Origin of the sequence: Propionibacterium acidifaciens DSM 21887, assembly GCF_000426605.1 — a bacterium.
Lineage (GTDB): Bacteria > Actinomycetota > Actinomycetes > Propionibacteriales > Propionibacteriaceae > Propionibacterium > Propionibacterium acidifaciens.
This window is the reverse complement of record NZ_AUFR01000035.1, coordinates 1-24,608: the sequence shown is the minus strand read 5'-3', so window position 1 is coordinate 24,608 and position 24,608 is coordinate 1. Positions and strand designations below refer to the sequence as shown.

At 70.3% G+C, this 24,608-nt stretch carries 19 protein-coding genes; 15 read left to right on the top strand and 4 right to left on the bottom strand.

What is annotated here, in order from left to right:
• The 9 genes from K336_RS0110855 to K336_RS0110820 form a co-directional block, all read left to right on the top strand.
• On the top strand, positions 1 to 329 hold a 329-nt coding region (locus K336_RS0110855; protein ID WP_028707037.1), incomplete at its 5' end, for a transposase family protein.
• Positions 330 to 441: 112 nt separating this feature from the next.
• Positions 442 to 870 (top strand): hypothetical protein, encoded by a 429-nt coding sequence (locus K336_RS0110850; protein ID WP_028707036.1) that lies wholly within the window; start codon positions 442 to 444, stop codon positions 868 to 870.
• Positions 863 to 4,822 (top strand): DISARM system helicase DrmA, encoded by a 3,960-nt coding sequence (gene drmA, locus K336_RS0110845; protein WP_028707035.1) that lies wholly within the window; start codon positions 863 to 865, stop codon positions 4,820 to 4,822. Before K336_RS0110850 ends, drmA begins: the two co-directional genes overlap by 8 nt.
• Entirely contained in the window at positions 4,819 to 6,888 is a 2,070-nt protein-coding gene (gene drmB, locus K336_RS0110840; RefSeq protein WP_043150880.1) for a DUF1998 domain-containing protein, read from the top strand. The genes drmA and drmB overlap by 4 nt, the downstream gene beginning before the upstream one ends.
• Entirely contained in the window at positions 6,881 to 7,021 is a 141-nt protein-coding gene (locus tag K336_RS18685) for a hypothetical protein (RefSeq protein ID WP_155945075.1), read from the top strand. The genes drmB and K336_RS18685 overlap by 8 nt, the downstream gene beginning before the upstream one ends.
• A 594-nt stretch (positions 7,022 to 7,615) precedes the next feature.
• A complete protein-coding gene (locus K336_RS18680) occupies positions 7,616 to 8,431 on the top strand; it encodes a hypothetical protein (RefSeq protein ID WP_155945074.1) in 816 nt (271 codons plus the stop codon).
• Between the two features lie 408 nt (positions 8,432 to 8,839).
• The gene (locus K336_RS18675) at positions 8,840 to 9,010 is read left to right on the top strand and encodes a hypothetical protein (protein WP_155945073.1); all 171 of its coding nucleotides are present in this window, start codon (positions 8,840 to 8,842) and stop codon (positions 9,008 to 9,010) included.
• A gap of 255 nt (positions 9,011 to 9,265) precedes the next feature.
• Positions 9,266 to 9,502 carry a helix-turn-helix transcriptional regulator gene (locus tag K336_RS19960; RefSeq protein WP_051245693.1) on the top strand — a complete coding sequence of 79 codons (237 nt, stop codon included), beginning with the start codon at positions 9,266 to 9,268 and terminating at the stop codon, positions 9,500 to 9,502.
• A gap of 153 nt (positions 9,503 to 9,655) precedes the next feature.
• On the top strand, positions 9,656 to 10,723 hold the full coding sequence (locus tag K336_RS0110820) for a hypothetical protein (RefSeq protein ID WP_211223496.1): 1,068 nt from the start codon (positions 9,656 to 9,658) through the stop codon (positions 10,721 to 10,723).
• A gap of 377 nt (positions 10,724 to 11,100) precedes the next feature.
• Here the strand turns inward: K336_RS0110820 and K336_RS0110815 are convergent, their stop codons facing one another.
• Positions 11,101 to 11,463 carry a hypothetical protein gene (locus K336_RS0110815; protein ID WP_021798618.1) on the bottom strand — a complete coding sequence of 121 codons (363 nt, stop codon included), beginning with the start codon at positions 11,461 to 11,463 and terminating at the stop codon, positions 11,101 to 11,103.
• Positions 11,464 to 11,604: 141 nt separating this feature from the next.
• Here K336_RS0110815 and ppsR point away from each other — a divergent pair, with 141 nt between their 5' ends.
• The 3 genes from ppsR to K336_RS0110800 all read left to right on the top strand — a co-directional run bounded on the left by ppsR (position 11,605) and on the right by K336_RS0110800 (position 16,911).
• Positions 11,605 to 12,495 carry a pyruvate, phosphate dikinase/phosphoenolpyruvate synthase regulator gene (ppsR, locus tag K336_RS0110810; protein WP_028707031.1) on the top strand — a complete coding sequence of 297 codons (891 nt, stop codon included), beginning with the start codon at positions 11,605 to 11,607 and terminating at the stop codon, positions 12,493 to 12,495.
• A gap of 146 nt (positions 12,496 to 12,641) precedes the next feature.
• Positions 12,642 to 15,299: a pyruvate, phosphate dikinase gene (ppdK, locus tag K336_RS0110805; RefSeq protein ID WP_028707030.1), complete on the top strand. Its 2,658-nt coding sequence runs from the start codon at positions 12,642 to 12,644 to the stop codon at positions 15,297 to 15,299.
• Positions 15,300 to 15,525: 226 nt separating this feature from the next.
• A complete protein-coding gene (locus K336_RS0110800) occupies positions 15,526 to 16,911 on the top strand; it encodes an FHA domain-containing protein (RefSeq protein WP_028707029.1) in 1,386 nt (461 codons plus the stop codon).
• 264 nt (positions 16,912 to 17,175) lie between these two features.
• Here K336_RS0110800 and K336_RS0110795 read toward each other — a convergent pair whose 3' ends face one another.
• The 3 genes from K336_RS0110795 to K336_RS0110785 form a co-directional block, all read right to left on the bottom strand.
• Positions 17,176 to 17,385, bottom strand: a complete 210-nt coding sequence (locus tag K336_RS0110795; protein WP_028707028.1) for a hypothetical protein — start codon at positions 17,383 to 17,385, stop codon at positions 17,176 to 17,178.
• Between the two features lie 298 nt (positions 17,386 to 17,683).
• Complete coding sequence (locus tag K336_RS16050) at positions 17,684 to 19,480, bottom strand: sensor histidine kinase (RefSeq protein ID WP_051245691.1); 1,797 nt, start codon at positions 19,478 to 19,480, stop codon at positions 17,684 to 17,686.
• The gene (locus K336_RS0110785; RefSeq protein ID WP_021797453.1) at positions 19,455 to 20,189 is read right to left on the bottom strand and encodes a response regulator transcription factor; all 735 of its coding nucleotides are present in this window, start codon (positions 20,187 to 20,189) and stop codon (positions 19,455 to 19,457) included. The genes K336_RS16050 and K336_RS0110785 overlap by 26 nt, the downstream gene beginning before the upstream one ends.
• A gap of 369 nt (positions 20,190 to 20,558) precedes the next feature.
• Between K336_RS0110785 and K336_RS16045 the strand changes: the two genes are divergently transcribed.
• The 3 genes from K336_RS16045 (at position 20,559) to K336_RS0110770 (ending at position 23,912) form a co-directional block, all read left to right on the top strand.
• On the top strand, positions 20,559 to 21,833 hold the full coding sequence (locus tag K336_RS16045) for an inorganic phosphate transporter (protein WP_021797452.1): 1,275 nt from the start codon (positions 20,559 to 20,561) through the stop codon (positions 21,831 to 21,833).
• Positions 21,830 to 22,060 (top strand): hypothetical protein, encoded by a 231-nt coding sequence (locus K336_RS0110775; protein WP_021797455.1) that lies wholly within the window; start codon positions 21,830 to 21,832, stop codon positions 22,058 to 22,060. The genes K336_RS16045 and K336_RS0110775 overlap by 4 nt, the downstream gene beginning before the upstream one ends.
• A gap of 103 nt (positions 22,061 to 22,163) precedes the next feature.
• Entirely contained in the window at positions 22,164 to 23,912 is a 1,749-nt protein-coding gene (locus K336_RS0110770; protein WP_051245689.1) for an alpha/beta-hydrolase family protein, read from the top strand.
• Positions 23,913 to 24,608 lie beyond the last annotated feature (696 nt).

The following is a 24,608-nucleotide window of genomic DNA, read 5'->3' as shown; positions in this document are numbered from 1 at the left end:
CCCGGGCCCTCACCGAATCAGGCCTTCTCGAGGGTCCGGGCGAGACCACGACCCACGATCCGGGTTCTTCCTCCGTGCCTCACATCGCGGACAAAGGGTATGTCGGGATGGGCCTGATCACCCCTGTCAAGAAACTCCCGGGTCTTCCCCTGTCCGAGGCCGACAAGAACTTCAACCGGGCCATCGACCGGATCAGGTGGAGGATCGAACAAGTCATCGCCCACCTCAAAACATGGAAAACCCTCAAAACCGGTTATAGACGCCCCATCGACGCCCTCCCGGACGCCATCACAACAATACTCGGAATCATATTCACCTACACCCTATGAATAAGCCTCAACGTACACGCCAACGACTGTCTTTGAGACCTTCCCCCGCCCCGAGTCCACGCCCGAGCTTGATGCCATTGGCCGGACGCTGGATACCGAGCGGCGTGAGATCATGCTGCGCCGACAGTTGGGTCTGACCAAGCTGTACAACCTGGTGAACGACCCCGAACTCGCACCCGGGCAGGACCCGGATGTGGACCGCATGCGGGCCATTCACGTGGAACTCGACGCGGCCGTCACGGCCGCATACGGCTGGGACGACCTCGACCTCACCCACGGCTTCCACGAGTACCGCAAGATGACCCGCTGGACCATCCCACCGGCCACCCGCGTCGAGGTGCTCGACCGGCTGCTGGAGGAGAACCACCACCGCGCAGCCGCCGAGAAAGCCGCTGGCCCGGCTTCCGGCGCCGCCAGGGGCAAGCCCGGCAAGCGGGGCGGCAGACGGCCCGCCGCTTCAGCCGAACCGGCCGATCCCGCCGGCCGCGCCCGTCGCGGCCGCAAGCCCGCCGCCGGACAGGAGGAGATCTTCCATGCCTGACCCCATCACCCAGCCAGCGCCATCGAGCCACGCGCCCGGCCCGGACGGCGCAGGCCACGCCTCAGCTGCCCCAACGGACAGGCCCGGCGGCATCGGCTCCCGCCGCCCCGACGGTCCGGTCTACGAGCCAGTGGCGCCCTACGGCTCCGGCTCCTGGGCGGCCCGCGAGAACCTCACCGACATCCTGCGCCGCCAACTGCTCGGCCCCGTCGGCGGCGAGAGCGAGCTGCTGCCCGTCGCCCCCGACACCCGCTACCTCATCGGCCGCATCGCCCCCACCCGCCTGGAGACGACCGGCGACCAGGCCGACGAGCCACCCACCAGCGAGGCCGCCCTCTACGCGGTGCCATCCGCCGAGGCCGCGAGCCGTACCGCCGCTGCTGCTGATCCGGATGCCCCAGACCAGGCCCCGGCCTACCTGGGGGACGACCTCGACGCTCGCGCCTCCACCGGCGTGCCCCTATCCGGCGTCGACGAGTCCAGCCCGGACGGGGATGAGGACACCGGCGGCGACCGGGACGACGAGCCCGTGCGCCGCGGCCTCATGATCCCCGCCTCCATGGGCCTGCGCTTCCAGGTGCCCGCCGACCTGGAGGCCGTCACCGTGCACGCCTCCTGGGGGGTCTACCACCCCGAGAAGACCGGGCGGGTGCTCCCCAACGGCCGCGAGGAGCGCCGCTTCCGCCGCACCGACGTCTCCGTCCCCGTGCGTGTCCCTCTCGTCCAGGGTGATGACACCACCACCGATTACCCGCTGCGGGACCAGGTGACTCTGCGCGTCGACACCCACTTGGACACCACCACCCCCACGCCCCGCCGCCTGGTGGAGATCGCCCTGTGCAACGACCGCAAGACCCCGCGCCGCATCCCCGTCGACGCCTGGCTCTTCCAGACCCGGCTCGACGTCACCCCCGCCGGCGCCGCCGAGGGGCAGGCCGTCTTCCTGCCCGTCCACGACGCCGCCGAGGACCCCCACCTGCCCGGCGACCCCGAGGAGGCCCGCCTCGAACTGCAGTACCGCGACCGGCTCGAGTTCGCCGTCGGCCGCACCTGCTCCGCCGACTGGACCGCCGCTCCCGGCGCGCGCCGCGCCACCTGCGTGCGCACCGAGTGGATCCCCACCGCCGAGACCCCGCAGACCCGGGCCGCCACCGTGCCCGGGGCGCTGCTCGACATGGCGGCCCTCGCCACGGCCGCCCCGGCCGAACTGGAGGCCGGCCTGCGGCCCATCGTCGCCGCCTACACCGGCTGGCTCGACGAGCAGCAGGACCGCATCCCTCATCTGCCCGCCCACCTGCGCGAGACCGCCGCCGAAGTGGTCGCCGAGGCCCGGCAGGTGCGCGACCAGCTCGCCGACGGCGTCGACTTCCTGCTGGGCGACGCCGAGGCCCGCCGCTGCTTCGCCTTCATGAACCGTGTCATGGCCGACCAGCGCGTCCACTCCCAGATCGCCGCGTCCCGCCAGACCGACCCGACGCTCACCCCCGCCCGGGCCGAGCAGCAGGTGCGCGCGGGCGCCTTCCCGCACCACTGGCGCGTCTTCCAGCTCGCCTTCATCCTCATGCAGATCCGCGCCCTCACCGAACCCACCACCCCGAGCCGCTCCCAGGCAGACCGGGCGAAGGTGGAGCTGCTGTTCTTCCCCACCGGCGGCGGCAAGACCGAGGCCTACCTGGGCCTGGCCGCCTACGCCTTCGCAGTCCGACGCCGCCAGGGGAGCCTCACCGGCCCCGACGGCGTGCTCGACGGCTCCGCCGGCGTCACCGTGCTCATGCGCTACACCCTGCGGCTGCTCACCTCCCAGCAGTTCCAGCGCGCCACCACCCTCGTCTGCGCGGCCGAGCTCGTCCGCCGCGAGGACCCCGCCACCTGGGGCGACGAGCCCTTCCGCATCGGCCTGTGGGTGGGCACCGCCGTCTCGCCCAAACGGGTCGGCGAGGCCGCCAAGGAACTCACCCGGCTGCGCCGCCAGCGGGCCGGGGCCGGCCACCGCTTCTCGGCCCTGCAGCTGGGCCACTGCCCCTGGTGCGGGCGCCCCCTCAGCCACAACGACGTCACCGTCGACGAGGCGCGCGGCCGCGTCCTCGTGCACTGCCCCGACGACTTCGGCGAGTGCCCCTTCTCGCCGGGCGGCCGGGTGGACGAGGGCATCCCGGTGCTCACCACCGACGAGGAGATCTACCGGCTCGTCCCCGCCTTCGTCATCGCCACCGTCGACAAGTTCGCCCGGCTCGCCCGCGAGGGCCAGGCCGCCTCCCTGTTCGGACACGTCGCCCGCCGCTGCGACCGCCACGGCTACGTGCCCCTGCTCGACGACGCCGGCAACAGCGACTACCCGGACTGCCACGTCAAGGACTCCCACCCCGCCAAGAACGGCCTGCCCGCCGCCCGGGTGCGCCCGGCCACCCGGCTGCGCCCGCCGGACCTCATCATCCAGGACGAGCTGCACCTCATCACAGGGGCGCTCGGCACGACCGTCGGGCTCTTCGAGGTGGCCATCGACGCCCTCACCACGTGGCGGCTCACCGGCCCCGACGGAGCGCCGCGCGAGGTGAAACCCCTCATCGTCGCCTCGTCGGCCACCGTGCGCCGCGCCGCCGACCAGGTGCGCGCGCTCTACGGGCGCGGCACCACCGTGTTCCCGCCGCAGGTCCTCGACGCCTCCGACACCTTCTTCTCGACGGAGACCCCGCCCAGCCGTGAGCACCCGGGGCGCCGCTACGTCGGGCTGTCGGCCACCGGGGTCCGCCTGACCAGCGCCGAGATCCAGATCGCCCAGACCCTCATGGCCGGCGGCCAGCTGCTGCTCGACGAGGGCGGGGACGAGGCCGACCCCTACATGACGCTCGTCGGCTACTTCTCCGCCACCCGCGAGCTGGCCGGCATGGCCCGCTACATGCAGGACGACATCCGGACCGCCCTGGCCAAGGGCCTGCCCGGCTCGGGGCTGCCCCGCCGGCGGGGCGCCGCGTTCGGCGCCCTCAGCCTCGGCGAGCTCACCAGCCGCATCGCATCCACCGACATCACGAGGACCCTCGATGAGATGGCCGTCGGCTTCGACTCCACCGTCGACTCCACCCGTGCCCGCGCGGAACGCCTCGCGGCGGCCAGAGCGGGCACGAAGGTGCCGGTCACTCGTGAGCCCGGTCCCTTCGACGCCGTGCTCGCCACATCCATGCTCCAGGTGGGCGTGGACGTCGCCCGGCTCGGCCTCATGCTCATCGTCGGCCAGCCCAAGAACACCGCCGAATACATCCAGGCCTCCTCCCGCGTCGGCCGCGACGCCGAGCGGCCCGGCCTGGTGGTGACCGTCGGCAACTGGGCGCGCCCCCGCGACCTGGCCCACTACGAGCAGTTCCGGCACTTCCACGAGACCTTCTACCGGCGAGTGGAGCCCCTGTCCGTCACTCCCTTCTCCGTCACCGCCCTGGAGCGGGGCCTCGACGGCGTGCTCGTAGCCTGCGCCCGCGTGCTGCAGGCCGCCGTGGCCGACCACGGCCTGAACCCCGAGCACAACGCCGGCAACGCGCCCCGGCACAAGGCGTTGCTCGGCCACTTGGTCGACGCCGTCGTCACCCGCGCCGAACGCTCCGCCGCGGGAGAACCCGCCACCAGGTTCACCCGCGACCGGCTGCTCGGCCGGATCGACGCCTGGGTGCAGCGCGCCGAACAGGTACAGGGCGGCGGCAGGCGACTGAACTACGAGCGGGTCAAGGAGCCGGCCAAGGAAGCGGCGCTCATCGCCGGCCCCGAGACGGGCGCGCCGCTCAGCACCGGCGGGGACGGGCCGGTGCTCGTCGTCGCCAACTCCATGCGCGAGGTGCAGCCCGAGATCAACCTGCTCGTCTCTCCCGACCCGCAGCGCCTCGCCTGGACGCCACCGGCGGGCACCCCGGCCTGGCGGGCGCAGGAACCCCGCGACGAGGCCGACGAAGCCGAGGAGGACGCATGAGCACCACGGACATGACGGCCCGCGGCGACGGCGTCGACCCCCTCGGCGACGCCGAACGACTCGCCGAGAAGCAGGCGCACAAGAACTTCGCCAAGGTCGGCTCGGCCCGCCCCTCCAGCCTGCTGTACACCTACGGGCCGGGCGCCATCATCGACCTGCCGCACTTCACCGTCATGCCCAGCGGCCTCGACGACTGGGACCGCATCTGGGCCCGCCGCCAGGGCGAGACACCGGTGGTGCACGCGCCCCGCCTGCTGGAGAGCGTCCAGCTGCAACTCGGGCCACAGGTGCGCGCACTGCGGCCCTTCCCGCACCAGGAGACCGAGAACTCCTTCTCCCGCGAGGGCGACGACCTGGGTGTGCCCGCCCGCATCTTCCCGCAGTGGATGCGCTGCACCGGATGCGACCGGCTCGCCCCGCTCACGACCTTCGTCGCCGACACGCGCGGCTACACCAACACCCACCCCTACCGGCCCGACGAGGCCGTCGTGCAGCACATCGGCTGCACCGGCCGGGGCGCCGGCTCGACACCACGGAAGGGCGGATCCAGGAAGAGCCCGTGCGTGCCCGCCCGCTACCTGCTGGCCTGCCCCGACGGGCACCTCGACGAGTTCCCCTACGACTGGTGGGTGCACCAGGGCGGCACGTGCCCCAAGGCGGCCGCCCCGGTGCTGGCCATGACCGACACGGGCGGCTCGCGGGGCGCCAGCGCCATCGTCACCTGCAAGAGCTGCGGGGCCAGCCGTCCCATGAACCAGGCGCAGGGCGAGGCGGGCCGCAGGAACCTGCCCGCCTGCCGGGGCCGCCTGCCGCACGTCGACGGCTTCGCCGCCGGCGGCTGCGACCAGGAGGCGCGTCTCATGCTCGTCGGCGCCTCGAACCTCTGGTTCCCCGTCACCCAGTCGATCATCGACATGCCCCGCCTCGACCCGGCCGCCCTGCTCAGGGAGCGGGCGGACCAGCTCAAGACGGCGCTCGGGAAGGACCTCGCCGCCTTCAGCGGCAACCTGGTGATGCTGCGCGCCGCGGTGAAGCTGAACCCGTCGCTCGAACCGCTCGCCGAGCTCGGCGACGAGGAGTTCGCTGCCGTCGTCGACCGGGCCCTGCAGCCCGAGGAGCCCGAGGCCGATCGGGACGCCCGCCGCAGCCGGTGGAGCCCCGTCGACCTGCTCGTGCCCGAGTGGAACTACCTCGACCGGGAGCCGCCGGAGGAACGCCACGCCGACGCGGCCAGCGGCCTGACCGTCTCGCCCCGTGCCGTTCCCGGAGGCGGGTCCTTCACCGGGGTACGGCGGGTGCTCGCCGTCGACCGGCTCCGCAAGGTCAACGCGTTGCTCGGTTTCACCCGCATCGACGACTTCGAACGCATCGACGACTCCGGCTCGCGGCTGGTGCCGCTGTGCGCCGACGGCCGGCCCTCGTGGGTGCCGGCCACCGAGGACCGCGGCGAGGGCGTCTTCCTGCAACTCGACGAGGACCGGGTCGCGGCCTGGGAGCAGCGCGTCGAGGACAGCGAGCTGTGGGAGAGCCACGTGGCGGCCCACAAACGCAACTTCGAGCGCCGCTACTCCGAGACCGCTAGGGACATGGACCACACGGAGCGCATGCAGCCGGCCCGCTACTGGCTGATGCACACCCTCGCCCACGCGCTCATGCGGCAGATGGCCATGCACTCCGGCTACGGGGCCGCCAGCCTCAGCGAACGCCTCTACGCCTGGCCGGAGGCAGATGACCGGCCCGCGGCGGCGGGCCTGCTCATCACGACGACCGCCTCCGACTCCGACGGCACGCTCGGTGGTCTGGTGGCGCTGAGCGACCCGTCGCGGCTGGGGGAGATTCTCAACGCCGCCCTGCGCGGGCTCATGCGCTGCTCGTCCGACCCGGTGTGCGCCCGGCGGGTGCCCGAGGACCCCGAGGACTTCCTGCACGGCGCCGCCTGCCACTGCTGCGTCATGGCCTCGGAGACCTCCTGCGAGCGGGCCAATCGTTTCCTCGACCGCCGTTTCGTCGTGCCGTTGCCCGGCGAGTGGGCCGGGCTCGCCTTCTTCGGGGACCCCCGTGGGTGAGAGCGCCGGACGGCGCACCATCGAGCTCGGCCTGCGGCTGGACGAGCCCCTGCTCGCCCGCAGCGTCGAGGACCGGCTGCGCGTCCTCGAACCATCCGTGTACGAGCGGTCGGTGACTGGCCAAGACGCCTGACTGGCGTCGGTGCCTGGCACCGTCGGTTCCGCATGCCACCAGCGGCCTTGGTGCATAGCGCCGGATTCCCCATTTTTGTCAGACCCTTCTGACAGTCTGAAAAAGGGTGAGGATCGTCGGCATCACCTCCCGCACCCTGACCAGCCGACGGGAATCGAGACAACCATGAGCGGACGCAAGAAGGTCCGTGTTGGCGAAACGCAGGCGTAGGACCGAGCAGGAGCCGAAACCGCTGTGCCGAGGAGCGAACCCGCACGGGAAGACGGACCCGGAGGTGAGGGCGCACACGAGAACGACGTCGAGGATAATTCTTCGCAGGTGGAGAGGCCTAGGAAGAAGCAGAGTCATGTCAAGGTTTTGGGGTCTGACAAAAGCTTGAAGTCGAATCAGCGGAGCAGACGCGACAGGCGATATGAACGGGGTTTGATTTGGAGGCATGGCGACAATCAATCCCTGGTGAGAATTTTGGGGGCACTGTGGGCCCTGGTATTTATTTTGACGTACGTCATTTCACTCCTGAGGAATCCTCGGAGGCTGCCATTTGTTGACCTGATTCGCGAACCCATGATCCTCAGGGAAGCTGGGAGGCGGTGCTTGACGGGGGAAGGTGTGCGGGGTGCTGGTGATATTGGTCACTGCTCATTTGAGGTCGATGGATCAGTGGTCACCGGGGTGGCCCTGGCGGGCGCGCTTTTCTCCATCCAATGCGCCATTATTGCAATAATTGGTTTCCGGAGTTGCGTGGCAGTCAGAAGAACTGGTCGACATGAAACAGTTGCGGCAAGCATTTTCAGCTCTTTCAAGGCGTCATTGGTGTTCTGGGGTGTCATGTGCGACATATGGTTATCGATATCCTATGTCTGCCTCGTATGGTTGCCTGATTTGCCAACCCTGTGGGAGCAGTTTCCTCTCTCCTTGGTCGCGGTAATGCCCTTATGGGGATTCGAGATAGGTTCTGCGGTGCTTCCGACTTTGCTCTACTGGCACATAGTTGATTATGGTCAAGAAGATGTGACGGCAAGGCGAAATAGAATTGCTGACGAGTATGGGTGCATTTATTCCTGTGCGTGCAGGGCGATGAAGGAAAAAGATGTTCCTGCCTTCGTGCAGAAGTGTGGCGAATCACGTCGGGTCGCCCCGTGGCTTGTGTCGGGCGTGGCCCTGCTGGTGTTGACTGTGCTATCGCTCAGGTTGAGCGTGGCTAGAAGCTTTGGGGTGCTGTCTTGTGTTGCTTTGTTTGATACGACTTGCGTCATTTTTTTCGTGTATGCAGTGGGTCTAGTGCAGGTCAGATCACCACTTGCGTGTGCCGACAAGGCATCAATATTCATTGCTGGAATCGTTTCACCACTTTTGCTGACGCTGACCGTGTTTTCGACTGAAGGGTCCAGCTTTCATTTAGTCCTCTAGTTTTTAGGGTGCTGTGGTTTGTTGCTCTTCTTGGGATGTGGATGTTTGTAATGATGCAGGGTTTTTATGGAATGTTGCATCCCATCAGGACAATTCGAGCCCGTCGATTGCTTCTTTTGAGTGACGAATTGGTGTGGCTGAGCAGGGAGAAGGTGAAAGTTGAGGGACGGGGTGATGGCGATTCGCTTGCAGATACGGCCTGCAGAGAACCGGATAGCTGTCTCTCTATGGCGCCGGAGCCGCTTGAAGGGCAGCGTGGCCCCTCGGTCGGAGAACGTGAGTTCAGACGCACATCGAAGCGGTGGTGTCGTTCATCACCGTGCCATCGTGGTATGATGGTCGGCCTGGGTGGTGCACTGCTCATACTTCGGGCTGCACGGTCGAAATCGTCTCGGGTAAAATTATCTCGTGGAGAGTGAGTGGGCCGAGACGGCGTTCTTCCTGCGAGGAGTGGACGAGGGCGGTGCACACCCCCGTGGACATGTGGAACTCGTCATCGTCGATCACCGGATCATCATGGCGGTCGGAGTAGACGTCTTCACCGAGGCTTATTCACAGCACGGCAGGACGAAGACTTGACAAGGGGAAACGCTCCTGCGGGTAACTCCTGTGAATAAGCCTCACAGTGTTGAGCGATGCAGACGGCGAGTTCTGTCTGCACTTGATCGCCGTGGCATCGAGGGGAGCTGCCGGCACGCGCCCACTCGGGAAATGGCATCGGCGCAGAGCTGACGTGGAGGGCCTGTTGGCCGGTCGTCTCGACGCCGACTGCTGGTCATGCCGAGGGGCGGAGCCGGGAGGACACTGCGGTTGCGATGGTTGACGAATTGATGAATGCTGCCGAGAAGGGGTGTCGTGACAGCGGCAAGTCATGTCGTTGCCCCGGGTGAGTGCTTGAGGGAGTGGATCGAGGAACACGGCGTGTCGCTGCAGCGCGTCGCCGGGCTCATGGGGTGCAGCCGTGAGCGGGTGAGTGGGATCATCAACGGACGTGCTCCTGTCGCCATCGACACCGCGATCCGGCTGGAGTGCCTCGTGGGCGTCCCGGTGGATTCTGGCTCCGGTACGTGATTGTCAGCCGTGCTGACGCGGCACGGGCCACCGATCTCGGTCGACTGGTTGCTTGCCGGGGTGTTGACGCCCGCTTGGAGCGTCTCTTGTTGGTGCTGCGTGTGCGGAAAGTCATCGGTGCGGTGCGGAAGGAATGGTTTCGTGGGGTCTCGATTGGGTGTAATCGTCAAGAATGTTTCCGGTTGGGAAATTTATTATGATCATTGGGCTGCGCAGTCGATCGGTGTCGACATCGCCTTGGACGGCTTTGAGGCCACGCTGAGGCGTGTCAGGCGCATGACGCCGATGGGTGTCGACACGCCGCAGGAGTGGACCGGCGCCACATGGATCGAGGGCACGTTGCTGATCGACCTGACGACACAGACCGTCACATGGGCAGAGGAGAGCGAAGGTTTGTACCTGCCCAGGCTGATCAACGCACTCACTGAACGTACCTGGCCGGGCTGGACCGCCGTCTGGTCGTCGGAGGGGACGCGCGGCGTGCTCGCGGCAGTTGGTGTTGACCCCGGTACCCTCTTCACTTCGACAGGTTGCACGACCATGTCCCCGGACTACTCGGCAGAGTCCCTCGTGGAGGGCGGCGTCAATGACTTCGACATGCTTTCCGTGGCGCTCGAAGGCGGTCGGATCGTTCAATGGTGGGCGGGCGGATTCCTGGAAGATGTCGCATGCCTCGGCCCGAGCGGCGTGCGTCACGTTGCGCTGAAGATGCTTGAGCGGTCGGCGGAGGGGGAGTGTCTCGTCCGGGGCGGCCACGCCGATGATGAACGGCCCACGATGGGCATCCACATCGATTACGGAACCCGAACGCTGCGTTGGTGGTCGCTCATGGATGAGGGCTTCGGTCAAGAAGAGTTTGCAGCGCTGTGGCCAGGGTGGCTCGTTGAGTCGATGGGTGACAATTACGAGTGGCACGAAAACATCATCGGCCGAGAGCTTCGGGGCTGGCAGGAGGACGTCGTGGAGTGTCGTGAGCAGTTCATTCGCGATATTGCGCAAGGCGCTCGTCCCAATCCGATGCTGTCAGCGGCTGGGCATCTGGTCAAGATGGGTCATGACATCCGGATCAATTCTTGCACTCTTCAATTCGTTCCAGCCGACAGAAGCGCGGGCAGTACCGCCGTTCTGGACCTTCTCGATGATCTTGCGTCTTCCGCCCCGTTGCCGCCGGCCCGCTACATCGACCGCTGTGGGATCATCCATGCCCCAGATCGGCGCTGATTGCCACTCTTGCCTGAGATCTTGTTGCGCGGCAGTGAGAACCGGGTCCGGTGTGCTGTCGGGTGTTCTTGAGGGAACCGGACCGCTTCACTGCCAAGGGTGGTGATGATGATCCTGTCGTGATGGAACCCGAGTGGAACGCTCGGGTTTCCACCGGAAGCGGGTGCGGAACATCTCAGGTGATGGTGGCACAGCGCGAGAACCGGCCCATCGCATGCCGATGGCATGTGAGCGGGGCCGGTGTCGATGGACACGGGATACTGATGGACACGGGATACACAATGGTGGGTCGGTGTGCAGCATGACTCCACAAGACGTTCTGCCCCAGGGCCGGCTGGTCCCGGATGGCGCGGATCCGCACCCCTCAACCCTGCGCCTCAGCCCTGCGCCGGCGCACCCGCCTGACCGGTCAGCACCCGGCCGAGCTCCTCGAAGAAGCGGTTGATGACCTTGCGGTTGCGCCGGCCCTGCCCGATGAGCGTCGGCAGGGCGCCGCTGGAGGTCAGCTGGACCGCCGTGGCGCTCTGCTGGGGGTCGACCGGGGCGATCCGCGCCTCGAGGCTCTCGCCCCAGGAGGCGAGGCTCATGCCGGTGGAGAACCTGATGGTCCCGCGGTCCGGGTCGGACGCCACGAGCTTGTACCGCAGGCCCTCGATCGCCTGGTGCGCGGCGTTGAAGACCGGCGCGTAGGCGAAGGGGTACTGCGTGCTGAGGGTCGTGTGCTGCTCGAAAACCGCCATGGGCACGAGTCTAGGGTCGCCGGGCCCACCGGCTGCCGGCGTCCACGTGCTGGCTGCCCGGCCGGAGCAGTCATACGGGTCCGGGCGGCTGGCGATGACGCCCGGACCGGCCCGGTGGCCCCACAACCGTAGACTTCCCGCATGGCCGCAGCACTGGAGATCCACGTCATCGCCGACTCCTCGGGCGAGACCGCGGCGCGCCTGGCCCGGGCGGCGCGCATGCAGTTCCCCTCCCGCGAGTTCCAGATCGTCCGCCACGCCCGCGTCCACAACGCCGAGCAGATGCTCGAGGTCTTCGACGCCATCAGCGCCTCGGCCGACCCGGAGCGTGGCCAGGCCGGACGCGCCGTCTTCTACACGCTCGTCAACGGCGAGCTGCGCGGCATGGTCGCCCGGTTCTGCACCGACAAGGCCATCCCCTGCGCCGACCTCATGGGCGACGCCCTCGACGCCCTGGCCGCCGCGGCGGGCACCGACGCCGACGAGGTGCCGATGCGCCCGGTCGGCGTCGAGGCCGACTACTTCGACCGCATCTCGGCCATGGAGTTCGCCGTGCGCAACGACGACGGCGTCATGCCCGATTCGCTGCGCGAGTGCGACATCTGCCTCGTCGGGGCCTCCCGCTCCGGCAAGACGCCGCTGTCCATCTACCTCGGCTACGCCGGCTACAAGACGGTCAACGTGCCGATCGTGCCGGGCATCACCCCGCCCGCCCAGCTGCGCACCATCGACCGCTGGCGCATCGTCGGCCTGACGATCGACGCCGAGCGCCTCCTCCAGATCCGCACCCGACGGGTGAAGGGCCTGGGCGGCTTCGGGCAGAAGGACGGCTACTCCGACCTGCTGAGCATCTACGACGAACTCGACGAGGTCGGGCGGGTCCAGCGCTCCCTCGGCTGCCCGGTCATCGACACGACCGGGCTCGCCCTCGAGGAGGCCGCCGCCCGCGTCATCGAGATCGTCGAGGAGCGCGCCCGCCGCGCCGGCGCCCATCTGCGCCGTCCGGCCGGGTCGATGAAGCTGGCGCCCTGAGCCGCCGGCGCCCCGGGGGCCGACGTCCCGGCCGGACGGGCTCGTGGCCCGAACCCGCATCAGGGCCTAGAGTTGCCCTGTCGGGGTTTCCTCCCCACCCACGCAGATGCATGTCACAGCAGATGCACGTCGAAGGAGATTGCGCAGTGAGCGAAAAGTACATCTACGACCTGTCCGAGGGCGACGCTTCGATGAAACCGCTCCTGGGCGGCAAGGGCGCCGGCGTCGCCGAGATGACCCGTCTCGGTGTTCCGGTCCCCGACGGCTTCACCGTCACCACCCAGGCCTGCATCGAGACCATGAACAACAACGGTGAATGGCCCGAGGGCCTGCGCGGGCAGATCGCCGACGCCCTCACCCGCTTCGAGCAGCGCGCTGGTCGCGTGCTCGGCGCCTCCACCAAGCCGCTGCTGGTTTCCGTCCGCTCCGGCGCCGTCGTCTCGATGCCCGGCATGATGGACACGATCCTCAACCTCGGCATCTCCGACGAGTCGGTCGACGCGATCGCCGCCGAGTCCGGCAACGAGCGCTTCGCATGGGACTGCTACCGCCGCTTCATCCAGATGTACGGCGAGGTCGTCGAGGGCCTCAGCTCCCACGTCTACGAGGACGCGCTGACCGCCATGAAGCGGGCCAAGGGCGCCGAGTCCGACACCGACCTGAGCGCGGCCGACCTCAAGGAGCTCACCGCCGAGTTCAAGCGCATCTCCAACGAGGAGTTGGGCGGCAACTGGACGAACGACCCGCGCGAGCAGCTGTTCCGCGCCGTCGAGGCCGTCTTCCGCAGCTGGCAGAACCCGCGCGCGCAGGTCTACCGCAAGGCCAACCACATCCCCGACGACCTCGGCACCGCCGTCAACGTCATGCAGATGGTCTTCGGCAACCGCGGCGACACGAGCGGCACCGGCGTCTGCTTCACCCGCAACCCGTCCACCGGCGAGAAGGCCCTCTACGGCGAGTTCCTCACCAACGCCCAGGGCGAGGACGTCGTGGCCGGCATCCGCACCCCGCGTCCGCTGTCCGAGCTGCGCGACGTGCTGCCCGAGGCCTACGACCAGCTCATCAAGACGATGCGCACGATGGAGACCCACTACCGCGACATGCAGGACATGGAGTTCACCATCGAGAACGGCAAGCTCTACATGCTGCAGACCCGCAACGGCAAGCGCACCGCCGCCGCCGCGCTGAAGGTCGCCGCCGACCTCGTCGACGAGGGCCTCATCGACAAGGAGGAGGCCGTGCGCCGCATCGAGCCCGAGCAGCTCGACCAGCTCCTGCACCCGGCCATCGACCCGAACCACTCGGCCGCCCCGGTGGTCACCGGCCTGCCCGCCAGCCCCGGCGCCGGCGTCGGCGCGGCCGTCTTCGACGCCGACACGGCCGCCGAGAAGGGCGCCGCCGGCGAGCCCGTCATCCTCATCCGCTTCGAGACGACCCCCGACGACATCCACGGCGTGCTCCAGTCCCAGGGCGTGCTCACCGCCCACGGCGGCATGACGAGCCACGCGGCCGTCGTCGCCCGCGGCTTCGGCAAGCCCTGCGTCGCCGGCGCCACGACGATCAAGATCAACCCCGACGCCAAGACCGTCACGATCGGCGACGTCGTCATCCACGAGGGCGACCAGATCACCGTCAACGGCTCGACCGGCGAGGTCTTCAACGGGCCTCTCGCGCTCATCCCGCCGCGCCTGGGCGAGGACTTCCAGAAGGTCGTCGGCTGGGCCGACGAGATCCGCGACCTCGGTGTGGAGGCCAACGCCGACAACGGCCCCGACGCCGCCAAGGCCCGTGAGCTGGGCGCCGAGGGCATCGGCCTGTGCCGCACCGAGCACATGTTCTTCGGCGAGCACCGCCTGCCGGCCATGCACGAGATGATCCTCGCCACCAACGACGAGGAGCGCCGCAGCGCCCTCGACAAGATCCTGCCGATGCAGCAGGCCGACTTCGAGGCGATCTTCGCCGAGATGAAGGGCCTGCCGGTCACCGTCCGGCTGCTCGACCCGCCGCTGCACGAGTTCATGCCCGACCTGGTCACCCAGGCCCTCACGGTGCAGGAGCTCGAGCTCACCGGCGCCGACCCGGGCGAGCTCGCCGCCGAGCGCACGACCCTGGCCCAGGTGAAGAAGCTGCACGAGCAGAACCCGATGCTCGGCACCCGCGGCTGCCGCCTCGGCATGCTCTACCCGCAGATCCCCGACATGCAGGCCCGCGCCGTCGTCCGCGCCGCCCTGGCCGTCCTCGAGCGCGAGGGCGAGACGGTGCAATTGCAGATCATGATCCCGCTGGTCCACCTGCAGCAGGAGCTGAAGACCCAGCGCGAGATCGTCGTGGCGGCGGTCGACGACGAGCTCGCCAAGGCCGGCAAGCAGCTCGACTACAAGGTCGGCACCATGATCGAGCTGCCCCGCGCGGCCCTGTGCGCCGACCAGATCGCCCAGTACGCCGACTTCTTCAGTTTCGGCACGAACGACCTCACGCAGACGACGCTGGGCATCAGCCGCGACGACGCCGAGAACGGCTTCCTCGGCTGGTACGAGAGCTCCGGCGTCGTCAAGCGCGATCCGTTCGCCACCGTCGACGTCGACGGCGTCGGCCAGCTGGTGCGGATGGGCGTCGAGAAGGGCCGCTCGGTGAACCCGTCGCTCAGCACCGGCGTCTGCGGCGAGCACGGCGGCGACCCCGACTCGATCGCCTTCTTCCAGACGATCGGACTGGACTACGTGTCCTGCTCGCCGTACCGCGTCCCGATCGCCCGCTTCGCCGCGGCCAAGGCGAAACTCGCCCAGCAGGACTCCGCGAGCTGACCGAACGGTCGCCGCGGGGCGCGGAGACCGACACGGTCGGGGCCGGGGGCGCGCGCCCCCGGCCCCGACCGTGTCCGCCCCGAGCGGCGCGTGCGCGGTCGGCGCCGGGGATTCGGCGCATCGACCGTTGTCGCCGCGGGCCCGCGGGTTGTTGACCGGCCCCGGGGGTGTCGGACCACAATGAAGGCAAGCCGCCGAAGAGGCGGAACCCACGAAAGGACGACGCATGACTGAGCAGGTCGACGACGCCGTGATGGCACCGAACCCCTCACCCGCCGCGCTGGGCGGCTGGCGCGTCAGCTACCGGCCCGGATCGTGGCTCGTGCTGTCCGGCCCCAGCTCGCTGGTGATGCTGGACGCCCGGCCCGGCCAGGCCGACGAGTTCATCAACGGGCTGTGGGAGGACATCGTCGGGGCCGCCTCGGTGTCGGCCCTCGTCGGACGGCTCGCCGCGCGCGGCCTGGACCGCATCGCCGATCTCGCCGTCCTGTTCCTCGAGGACGGCGTCATGCGGACCCTCGTCCGCGGCGGTGTGCGCGTGCTCGACGCCGACACGGGCGCCCCCCTCGTCGACGGCGCCGGCGTCATCACATGGCGCGAGTCCCAGATCGCCACCGGTCGCGTCCACGTCGACGTCGGCCAGGACTCCGACGGCCCCGAGCTGCCGCTCGTCGTCGGCGCCGCCCAGTGCTCCGGGCTGCTCGTCGACCTGGACGGCCTGCCCCCGGTCGCCGTCGCCGAGTCCCGGCCCGCCGAGACCGGGGCCGGATCCTCCGGCGAGCAGTGGCACCCGGTCGGGCCGGGCGTCCCGGACGAGGGCGCCGCGGCGTTCACCGGCTCGGCGCTCGGCGCCGACCACCACCGCGACTGGGGCGCCGTGCCGTCCCCGGCGCCCGAGCCGGCTCCGCCCGCCGAGGAGGCGGCCCCCGCAGCGGCCGCCACCGAGCGCTTCAACGCCGTCGCCGGGGACGCCTCCGGGCCCTACGGCCGGCCCGAGTCCTCCTACGAGCAGCAGGGCTTCGACGAGCCCACCGATGCCGCGCCGATGAACTGGATGGCGCAGCGCCCTCGCGACGACTCCTTCATGTACGAGAAGACCGAGGTGCTCGGCGGCCCCGGGGAGGCGCCGCAGGCCCCGCAGGAGCAGGCCCCCGAGCAGCCGCCCCTCGCCGGGCCCCCGGCCGGCGGGGCCGAGCGCACCCTCGGCCAGGACGCGGTCGGCCCCCACGACGACTCCGAGCCCTCGCGCGCCGACTGGGCCCCCTCCCGGCCCCGGGCCGTCGCGCAGGTCGTCACGCTCAGCGGCCTCTCCCAGCCGCTGGACGGCCCGCTGCTCGTCGGCCGCTCCCCGCAGCCGCCCGGCGGCATGACCGCCGGGACGATGCGCGTGCCGAGCCCGCACCACGACATCTCGCGGTCCCACGTCCACCTGGAGCCGAAGGACGGGCAGATCCTCGTGACCGACATGAACTCGACGAACGGCACGATCATCTACATGCCCAACGCGAACCCGTTGCGCCTCGAGAACGGCCAGTCCATCCTCGTCCCGGTCGGCACGACGCTCGACCTGGGCGACGGCGAGCAGATCAACCTCTCGGTGCCGCTGGGCTGAGCCGTGCCGGGGGGCGGGGGAGGGCGCCGGGCCGCGGGAGGCCCGTGCCTGCCTGCGCGTGCTCGACCGGCTCCGGTCCGACGCCGCGGTCTGCGTCGTCGGCTCGCTCAACGCCGACCTGCGCGTGAGCACCGAGCGCCTGCCTCGCCGGCGGCATCCCCCTGGCGGACGGCGCGCGGCTCGCCGGGGCGGTCTCGGCCCTCGCCGCCTGCGGGCCGGGGGCCCGGGGCCCCTACCCGGACGTCGGGCGGGTGCGGGACTTCCTCAGCGCCGCCGCCCGCGCGTGACGATCGTCTGCACGATCGCGACGACGGCCGGCGTCACGGCCAGCGCGACGTGCAGCGCACGCGAGCGCAGGACCTCGTCGGCGAGACCGGCGAGGCCGCCACGGTCGTGGAGGATGGTGCTGAGCGCGGTGCCGGGGCGCTCCCGGTCGTCCTCGCCCGACTCGGTGAATGGGATCAACTGCGACATGTGCTCGCCCCCGAGATGCTCCGCCCGTTGCGGGGCCGTCCGTCGTGGACGGTCCCGCCTCCAGGGTAGACCCCGTCCAGGACGGGCTCCGCGCGGCGGGCCGGGGCCGCCCGGGGAGCGGCGGCACGGGCTGTCCCGCGGCTCGCCCCGGCGGGTCGTCGACGGGGCGCACTCCCCGCGGATGACGACGAGGCGGCCCGACTCGGTGCGGCCGGCGGAGGGGCCGGCGCCGCTCGCGGAGGCGGGTTCTGCCCGTCCTCCCGGCCGGAGCGCCTGCGCCGCGCTGCGCGAACGGTCCTCAGCGCCGATCGCGGAAGGGGCTCTGCCAGCCCCGGGACCGGGAGGGCTTGGCGGCCGGGCCGGTCCGCGGCTCCTCGCGGCGGGCCGCCGGACGCGGGGCCTCGGCGGCGGCCTCGCCCGGTCCGAGGATGCGCGGTATGCGCAGCGTGAAGCAGGAGTAGCCGGGGTGCGAGTCGACGGTGGCGGTGCCGTGGTGGGCGTTCATGATCGAGGCGACGATCGCCAGGCCCAGGCCGGTGGAGCCCTCCTCGGAGTGGGTACGGGCCATGTCCGCCCGCGCGAAGCGCTCGAAGACGTGATCGATGAGGTCGGGCGGCACGCCGGGGCCGTTGTCCTCGACGGTGATCACCGCGTCGCGCCCGTTGAGGCGGACCGTTGTCGTGACGATCGTGCCGGCCGGGGTGTGCTTGCGGGCGTTCGACAGCAGATTGGTGAAGACCTGGTGCAGCTGGAACTCGTCGGCGCGCACCATGAGCGGGGCGTCGGGCAGGTTGAGGCGCCACGTGTGGTCCCGGCTGGAGGCCTGGGCGTCGGAGACCGCGTTGAGCACGACCTCGTTGACGTCCACGTCGGTGAGCTCGTTCTCCCGGCCGGCGTCGAGGTGGGCCAGCAGGAGCATGTCCTCGACGAGCGAGCCCATCCGCTGCGACTCGCTCGCGATGCGGGTCATGGCGAACGCGGTGCTCTCGTTGAGCTGGTCGGGCCGTTTGAGGCTGAGTTCGGAGTAGCCGCGGATGGCGGCCAGCGGATTGCGCAGCTCGTGGCTGGCGTCCGCGACGAACTGTTTGACCTTCGACTCGGACTGTTCGCGCGCCTTCAGCGCGTCCTCCACGTTGTCGAGCATCCGGTTGAACGAGCGGCCCACCCGGCCGACCTCGTTGCGCGGGTCGAGGTCGCGGTCGTCGAGCCGGTCGGGCAGGGTGACCAGCCCCGTCTCGAGATCCATCTCGGAGACCTTGTTGGCCGTCTTCATGAGGCGGTTGAGCGGCGCCAGGGTCTGCCGGACGACGGCCGTCGCGATGACGCCGGAGACCACGATGGCGAGCGCCACGACGATGCCCTCGGCCAGCACCAGCCGCTGCATCGCATGCGTCCACTGGGTCATCGGGATGCCGACGTAGAGCGTGCCCCGTACGCTCGAGGTGCTGCCGTCCTCCTTCACGATGGCGACCATGACCGAGCGGGACATGGCCCGGTAGCCGCCCAGCTCGGGCAGCTTGACGTCATGGGACCTGCCGTCCGTGGGGACCTCGGTGATCTTCGTGTTCACCGCGTCGGAGGTGTTGACCGTGTTGCGCCGGTCGACGTCCTCGACGATGCCCTGGACGTTGTCCTCGGTGTCGACGAGGACGACGACGGCGCCGACCGGCAGGCCGCCCAGCGGCACGTCGCTCGTGCCGAAGATCGAGTCGGTCGCCGAGTCGCCCCGGCTCTGCTCGTCGGGCGTGGGCCCGCTCGAGGGCTGGGAGGCCCCGGACGGCTGGCCCCCGGTGTTCGTGCTCGGCAGGCCGAGCGCCTCGGTGAGCTGGGCGTCCACCTGCTGCACGAGGATGTGATGGACCATGAGGGCGCTGAACATGCTCAGGATGATCGCCACGGCGGCGACGATCGCGCTGAGCCGGACAACGAGCTTGTAGTTCAGCGTGCCCCGGCCCATCGGGCGCCAGGGCTGCTCCTCCTCGTCGGCCGTGTGCCCGCCGGCCCCGCCGCTCGGGGGATCGACGGGGGCCGCCGGGTCGTCGGGCGCCGAGGGCGCGGAGCGCCGGGGCTCAGCCGACAGCCGGCTTGAGAACATACCCGGCGCCCCTCATGGTGTGGATCATCGGTGCGCGGCCCGCGTCGATCTTCTTGCGCAGATAGCTGATGTACAGCTCCACGACGTTCGCCTGGCCGCCGAAGTCGTAGTTCCAGACGCGGTCGAGGATCTGCGCCTTCGACAGCACCCGCCTGGGGTTCCTCATGAGATAGCGCAGGAGCTCGAACTCCGTGGCCGTCAGGTGGATCTCGTCGCCGCCGCGGGTGACCTCGTGCGAGTCCTCGTCCAGGACGAGGTCGCCGACGATCAACTCCGACTCGGAACGCTTGGAGGCCGCGCCGCTGCGGCGCAGCAGGGCGCGCAGCCGCGCCATGACCTCCTCGACGCTGAAGGGCTTGGTGACGTAGTCGTCGCCGCCGGCGGTCAGCCCGTTGATGCGGTCCGAGACGGCGTCCTTGGCGGTGAGGAAGATCACGGGGATCTCGGGCTGCTCGGCCCGGATGCGGCGCATCACCTCGAGCCCGTCGAAGTCGGGCAGCATCAGGTCGAGCACGACGGCGTCGGGGTGCACCTCGCGGGCGACGCGGACCGCCTCGGAGCCGCTCGCCGCGGTGCTGGGGTTCCAGCCCTCGTAGCGCATCGCCATGGACAGGAGTTCGGTGAGGCTCGGTTCGTCGTCGACGGCGAGCACGCGGATCGGCGTGCCGTCGGGACGGGAGATGACCTCCGGGGACTGTGGACCTGGCATGACCCTACTGTGGCAGTTCGGCCGCCGGCTCGTCTATGTCTTTCCTTTTCGTTTCCTGTGAACCATCCGTTCCGGTGCGGGCGCCGCCCGTGGACGCCGGACCGGCCCGACGGGCATGCGGCGGACGTCCGGTGCGACGAGCACCCAAGGTGAACACTTGGTGAACAGGCCCACCTCGTCCTGGGTGCGGGCCCGGTGATGCGCAAGAATCGAATCCGACGGCGAGCGCCGCCCGAGCCCCGCAGGTGCTCCACCTGTGGGGCGGGAGATCCCAGGGCGACCGGTCCGACCCCGGGGCGGGCCGTTACGATCGCGTGAGGTGCGTATGAGAGCAGTTGCGAACGACTGCAGCGACGGGCGTGAGCTCCGATGACTCTCGCAATCGTCGTGATCGTTGTCGTGACCGCCTTGGTCTTCGACTTCACCAACGGCTTCCACGACTCCTCCAACTCGATGGCCACCGCCGTCGCGACCGGGGCCTTCCGGCCCAGGATCGCCGTCACCGTGGCCGCCGTCCTCAACATCGTCGGCGCCTGCCTGTCCACCGAGGTCGCCCGGACGATCAGCTCCGGCATCGTCAACGACGCGCTCGTGACTCCGACGATGGTCTTCGCCGGCCTCGCCGGGGCCATCATCTGGAACCTCGTCACCTGGCTGCTCGGCCTGCCGTCGAGCTCCTCGCACGCCATGTTCGGCGGCCTCATCGGCGCCGTCCTCGTCACCGCCGGGCACAGCGGCGTCCACTGGGGCGTCATCGTCTCCAAGATCATCCTCCCGGCGCTCGTCGCGCCGGCCGTGGCCGGCGTCGCCGCGGGCGTCGCCACCTTCTGCGCCTACCGCATCACCGACCACTCGGTCACCCATGCGGGCCGCTACTACCGCATGGGTCAGCGCATCTCGTCGTCGATGCTCGCCCTGGCCCACGGCACCTCGGACGGCCAGAAGACGATGGGCATCATCACGCTCGTCCTCATCGCCGCCGGCATGCAGGCCCCCGGCACCCACCCGCACTGGTGGGTCATCGGCATGGCCGGTCTCGCCATCGGCCTGGGCACCTACTCCGGCGGCTGGCGCATCATGCGCACCATGGGCAGCGGCCTCGTCGCCGTCGAGGCCCCGCAGGGCTTCTGCGCCGAGACCGCCTCGACCGTCGCCGTCCTCGCCTCCAGCCACCTCGGCTTCGGCCTGTCGACCACTCACGTGTGCACCGGCTCGATCCTCGGCTCTGGCGTCGGACGCGGCGCCAAGGTCAACTGGTCGGTCGCCGGCCAGATGGCCAGCGCCTGGCTCGCCACCCTGCCCTGCGCCGCGGTCGTCGGCGCCGTCGCCGGCTGGCTCGCCGGGCGCGGCATCGTCGGCATCGGCGTCGTCGCCGTGGCCCTCGTCATCGCGGCGGGGGCGATCCTCACGCGGGCCAACCGCACCAAGGTCCATCACGGCAACGTGAACGACGACCCCCGGGCCGTCCCCTCCCCGGCCCGGCAGCCTGGCGGGCGCGTCGTCGAGGACCTCCCCGTCGTCGTCGAGGGCTCCGTCGCCCACGAGGCCGAGAGGGTGCTCAAGAGCGCGGCCGGGCGGGCCCCCGGCGGCGATGATGACCCCCGGCCCGGCCAGCACCTGGCCGGCAGCGGAGTCGCCTCGTGAGCATCGACTGGGGCGCCCTCGGCGTCGTCAGCATCGTCACGCTCATCGGAACGGTCTTCGTCGTCTGCGTCGTCTCGTGCGCGGCGCTGCTCATGGACCTCTCGCACGCCAGGGCCCAGGCCGGCCGTCCCGCCGGGGCCATGCGGGCCGGCGCGGCCGCTCTCGTCGGCTGCTGCGCGGCCATCCTGCTGTTCGGGCTGTGGCTGATCATCCCCTACTTCCACTGAGCCGCACTGCCGATCCCTCGGCGGGCCCGGCGCGCCCGCCCGGTCGTCCCGCGCCGGCCGCTCGCGCGCTGCGCGGGCGGGGCCGCTCTCTAGACTGTTCCCCATGCGGCTGAACCGTCCCCACCTGAACCGTCTCGGCGTCCACCGGCCGCACCCGGCCCGGCCGTCCGCCGGGCCCCCGTCGGCGGGCGGGGCGGTCGGCGCGCTGGCCGGATACGTCGCCGCCTACGCCCCGTCCCTGCTGCCGCGCACCTGGCTCTTCCAGGGGGTCGTCGCGGCCGTCTCCTCGGTCTTCGGCTACCAGGTCGGCATGATCGCGGGCCGGGCCGCCGGTCTGCTCGGCGACGTCCTGGGCGTGCGCCCCGACCCGGCGGTGCGGCCCCGGGCCGGCCGGCGCGCCCTCGCCGCGGCGGCGCTGTCCGTCGGCGCGGCCGCTGCGGTCGGCGTCCCGCTGGCCGCGCTGCGCTCCCAGCGCCGCACCGCCCGCGCCTGCCGGGCGGACGAGCCGACGGCGGGCTGGCAGCTCGCCTCGGCGGCCGCCGGGGCCGGCATCTTCCTGCTGCTCGAGGCCCAGTGGCGGGCCACCGCCGCGGCCATCGACTGGGTCGGCGCGCACCTGCACGGGCGCATCGCCTGGCGGGTGGCCGAGCGGCTCGTCGCCACGCTCGTCGTGCTGGCCACCATCGTCGTCGTCTTCGACCAGGTGATCCTGCGCGGCGTCATCGAGGTTGGCCGCACCGCCTCGGAGCGCATCGATCTCACGACGCCCGAGGGCATGGCCCAGCCCGCCTCGCCGACCCGCTCGGGCAGCCCCGCCTCCCGCGAGGCGTGGTCCACGCTCGGGCTGCAGGGCAAGATCTTCGTCACCGGCGGGCCCGACGCCGCGCGCATCGAGCAGGTGACCGGTCGTCCCGCCCTCGACCCGCTGCGCGCCTACGCGGCGATGGGCTCGCGCAGCCTGCGCGGCGTCACCGAGGCCGTCCTGGCCGAGATGGACCGCACCGGAGCGTGGAGCCGGGGCAGCCTGTGCATCGTCACGACGACCGGACGCGGCAGCGCCAACGAGTGGAGCGCCTCGGCCTTCGAGTACCTCACCGGCGGGGACTGCTGCACCATCGGCATGCAGTACTCGGGCCTGCCCAGCGCCATCACCCTGTTCACCGACAAGCAGATCCCCGTCGTCGCCTCGCGCATCCTCTTCGACGCCATCTCGCGGCGCCTCGCCGCGCTGCCCGCCGACCGGCGTCCCAGGGTCTACCTCTCCGGCGAGTCCCTCGGCGCCTTCGGCTCCAACGGCGTCTTCGCCGACGTCGACGACCTGCTGGCCCGCGCCGACGGCGCCGTCTGGATGGGCGCGCCCGACTTCACCCCGCTCAAGTCCGGGCTCAGCGCCGCCCGCGACCCCGGCTCGACCGTGGTCGTGCCGGTCGTCGACGGCGGCCGCCACGTGCGCTTCGCCGGTCGGCCCGAGCACCTCACCCGCACCGAGTTCGGCCGCCGGCTCGGCCCCTGGTCGTTCCCGCGCATCGTCTACCTGCAGAACGACACCGACCCGGTCGTGTGGTGGGGCACGCGGCTGCTGTGGCGCCGCCCCGAGTGGTTCGACGGCCTGCGCGCCCCCGGCAGCACGATGTCGCGCATGCGCTGGGTGCCGTTCGTCACCTTCTGGCAGATCGCCTGCGACATGCCCGTGTGCTACCGGGTGCCGGAGGGCTTCGGCCACAAGTACTCGGCCGAGCAGATCGTGCCCGCCTGGGCCGCCGTGCTCGGCGGGGAGCCCACCGACGACCACGGGGCCGTCATCGACGCGCTGGTCGAGGACATCCGGGCCGATCGCCCCCGGTCGCACTGAGCGGGACACCGCCGGTGCGGTTCAGCGTGCGACCAGGGATGCGAGCCCCGGCCGGGCCGGGCGGACCGTCGGCCAGGCGGTGCCAGGGCCCTCGACTAACGCCTCGTCCTCGACCGCTCAGGACCCGAGCCGGTCCCAGGCCCCGCGAATCGTCTCGACCAACAACCGGGAGGCCTGCCCCTGCACGGCCGCGCCGCCGCGTGATCGAGACCGGTCGTCCAAGCGGTCATCGGAACCGAGGTCAGGCTGATCCCTGACAGCCGGTTCCTCCCGTCCCACCGGCATCAACGCGGCAGGGCCGGCCTCCGTACGAGCCGGGCCCGGATGCTCCACGACACGACGCCGCCCGTGCTTCTTCTCCACGATCTGCACGGCAGGCGCCCCGAAGCGGTCCTCACCTTCCGCGCGAACGGGCGCATGAGCCACCATCCCATCGAGACCATTAGTGCCTCCCGACCGCCCACGCAAATCACGCCGACAAGCCCCGACGCACCCCGAACAGCTCAAACCAACGCTGAGGCGTGCAACTCAGGGGGGCGACGATATTCTCGCTTGTGTCAACCACGGAAATCACCTTTTAGATCAGACCGAAGCTCATATGGCTGTCATGAAACAAAATCGTTTCTGTGGCTGTCATGAAACAAAATCGTTTCTGGTTTCGCGGAGTGGGAGGTGCTCGAAGTCGTAGTCGAAGGC

Bases quoted from the DNA above. Each gene is read 5' to 3' on its own strand.
- K336_RS0110850 (WP_028707036.1), top strand. From the start codon at position 442: ATGCTGCGCCGACAGTTGGGTCTGACCAAGCTGTACAACCTGGTGAAC.
- K336_RS0110770 (WP_051245689.1), top strand. From the start codon at position 22,164: ATGCGGCTGAACCGTCCCCACCTGAACCGTCTCGGCGTCCACCGGCCG.
- K336_RS16050 (WP_051245691.1), bottom strand. From the start codon at position 19,480: ATGTTCTCAAGCCGGCTGTCGGCTGAGCCCCGGCGCTCCGCGCCCTCG.
- ppsR (WP_028707031.1), top strand. From the start codon at position 11,605: ATGGCCGCAGCACTGGAGATCCACGTCATCGCCGACTCCTCGGGCGAG.
- K336_RS0110800 (WP_028707029.1), top strand. From the start codon at position 15,526: ATGACTGAGCAGGTCGACGACGCCGTGATGGCACCGAACCCCTCACCC.
- drmB (WP_043150880.1), top strand. From the start codon at position 4,819: ATGAGCACCACGGACATGACGGCCCGCGGCGACGGCGTCGACCCCCTC.
- drmA (WP_028707035.1), top strand. From the start codon at position 863: ATGCCTGACCCCATCACCCAGCCAGCGCCATCGAGCCACGCGCCCGGC.
- K336_RS0110785 (WP_021797453.1), bottom strand. From the start codon at position 20,189: ATGCCAGGTCCACAGTCCCCGGAGGTCATCTCCCGTCCCGACGGCACG.
- K336_RS0110815 (WP_021798618.1), bottom strand. From the start codon at position 11,463: ATGGCGGTTTTCGAGCAGCACACGACCCTCAGCACGCAGTACCCCTTC.
- K336_RS16045 (WP_021797452.1), top strand. From the start codon at position 20,559: ATGACTCTCGCAATCGTCGTGATCGTTGTCGTGACCGCCTTGGTCTTC.
- K336_RS0110795 (WP_028707028.1), bottom strand. From the start codon at position 17,385: ATGTCGCAGTTGATCCCATTCACCGAGTCGGGCGAGGACGACCGGGAG.
- K336_RS19960 (WP_051245693.1), top strand. From the start codon at position 9,266: ATGCTGCCGAGAAGGGGTGTCGTGACAGCGGCAAGTCATGTCGTTGCC.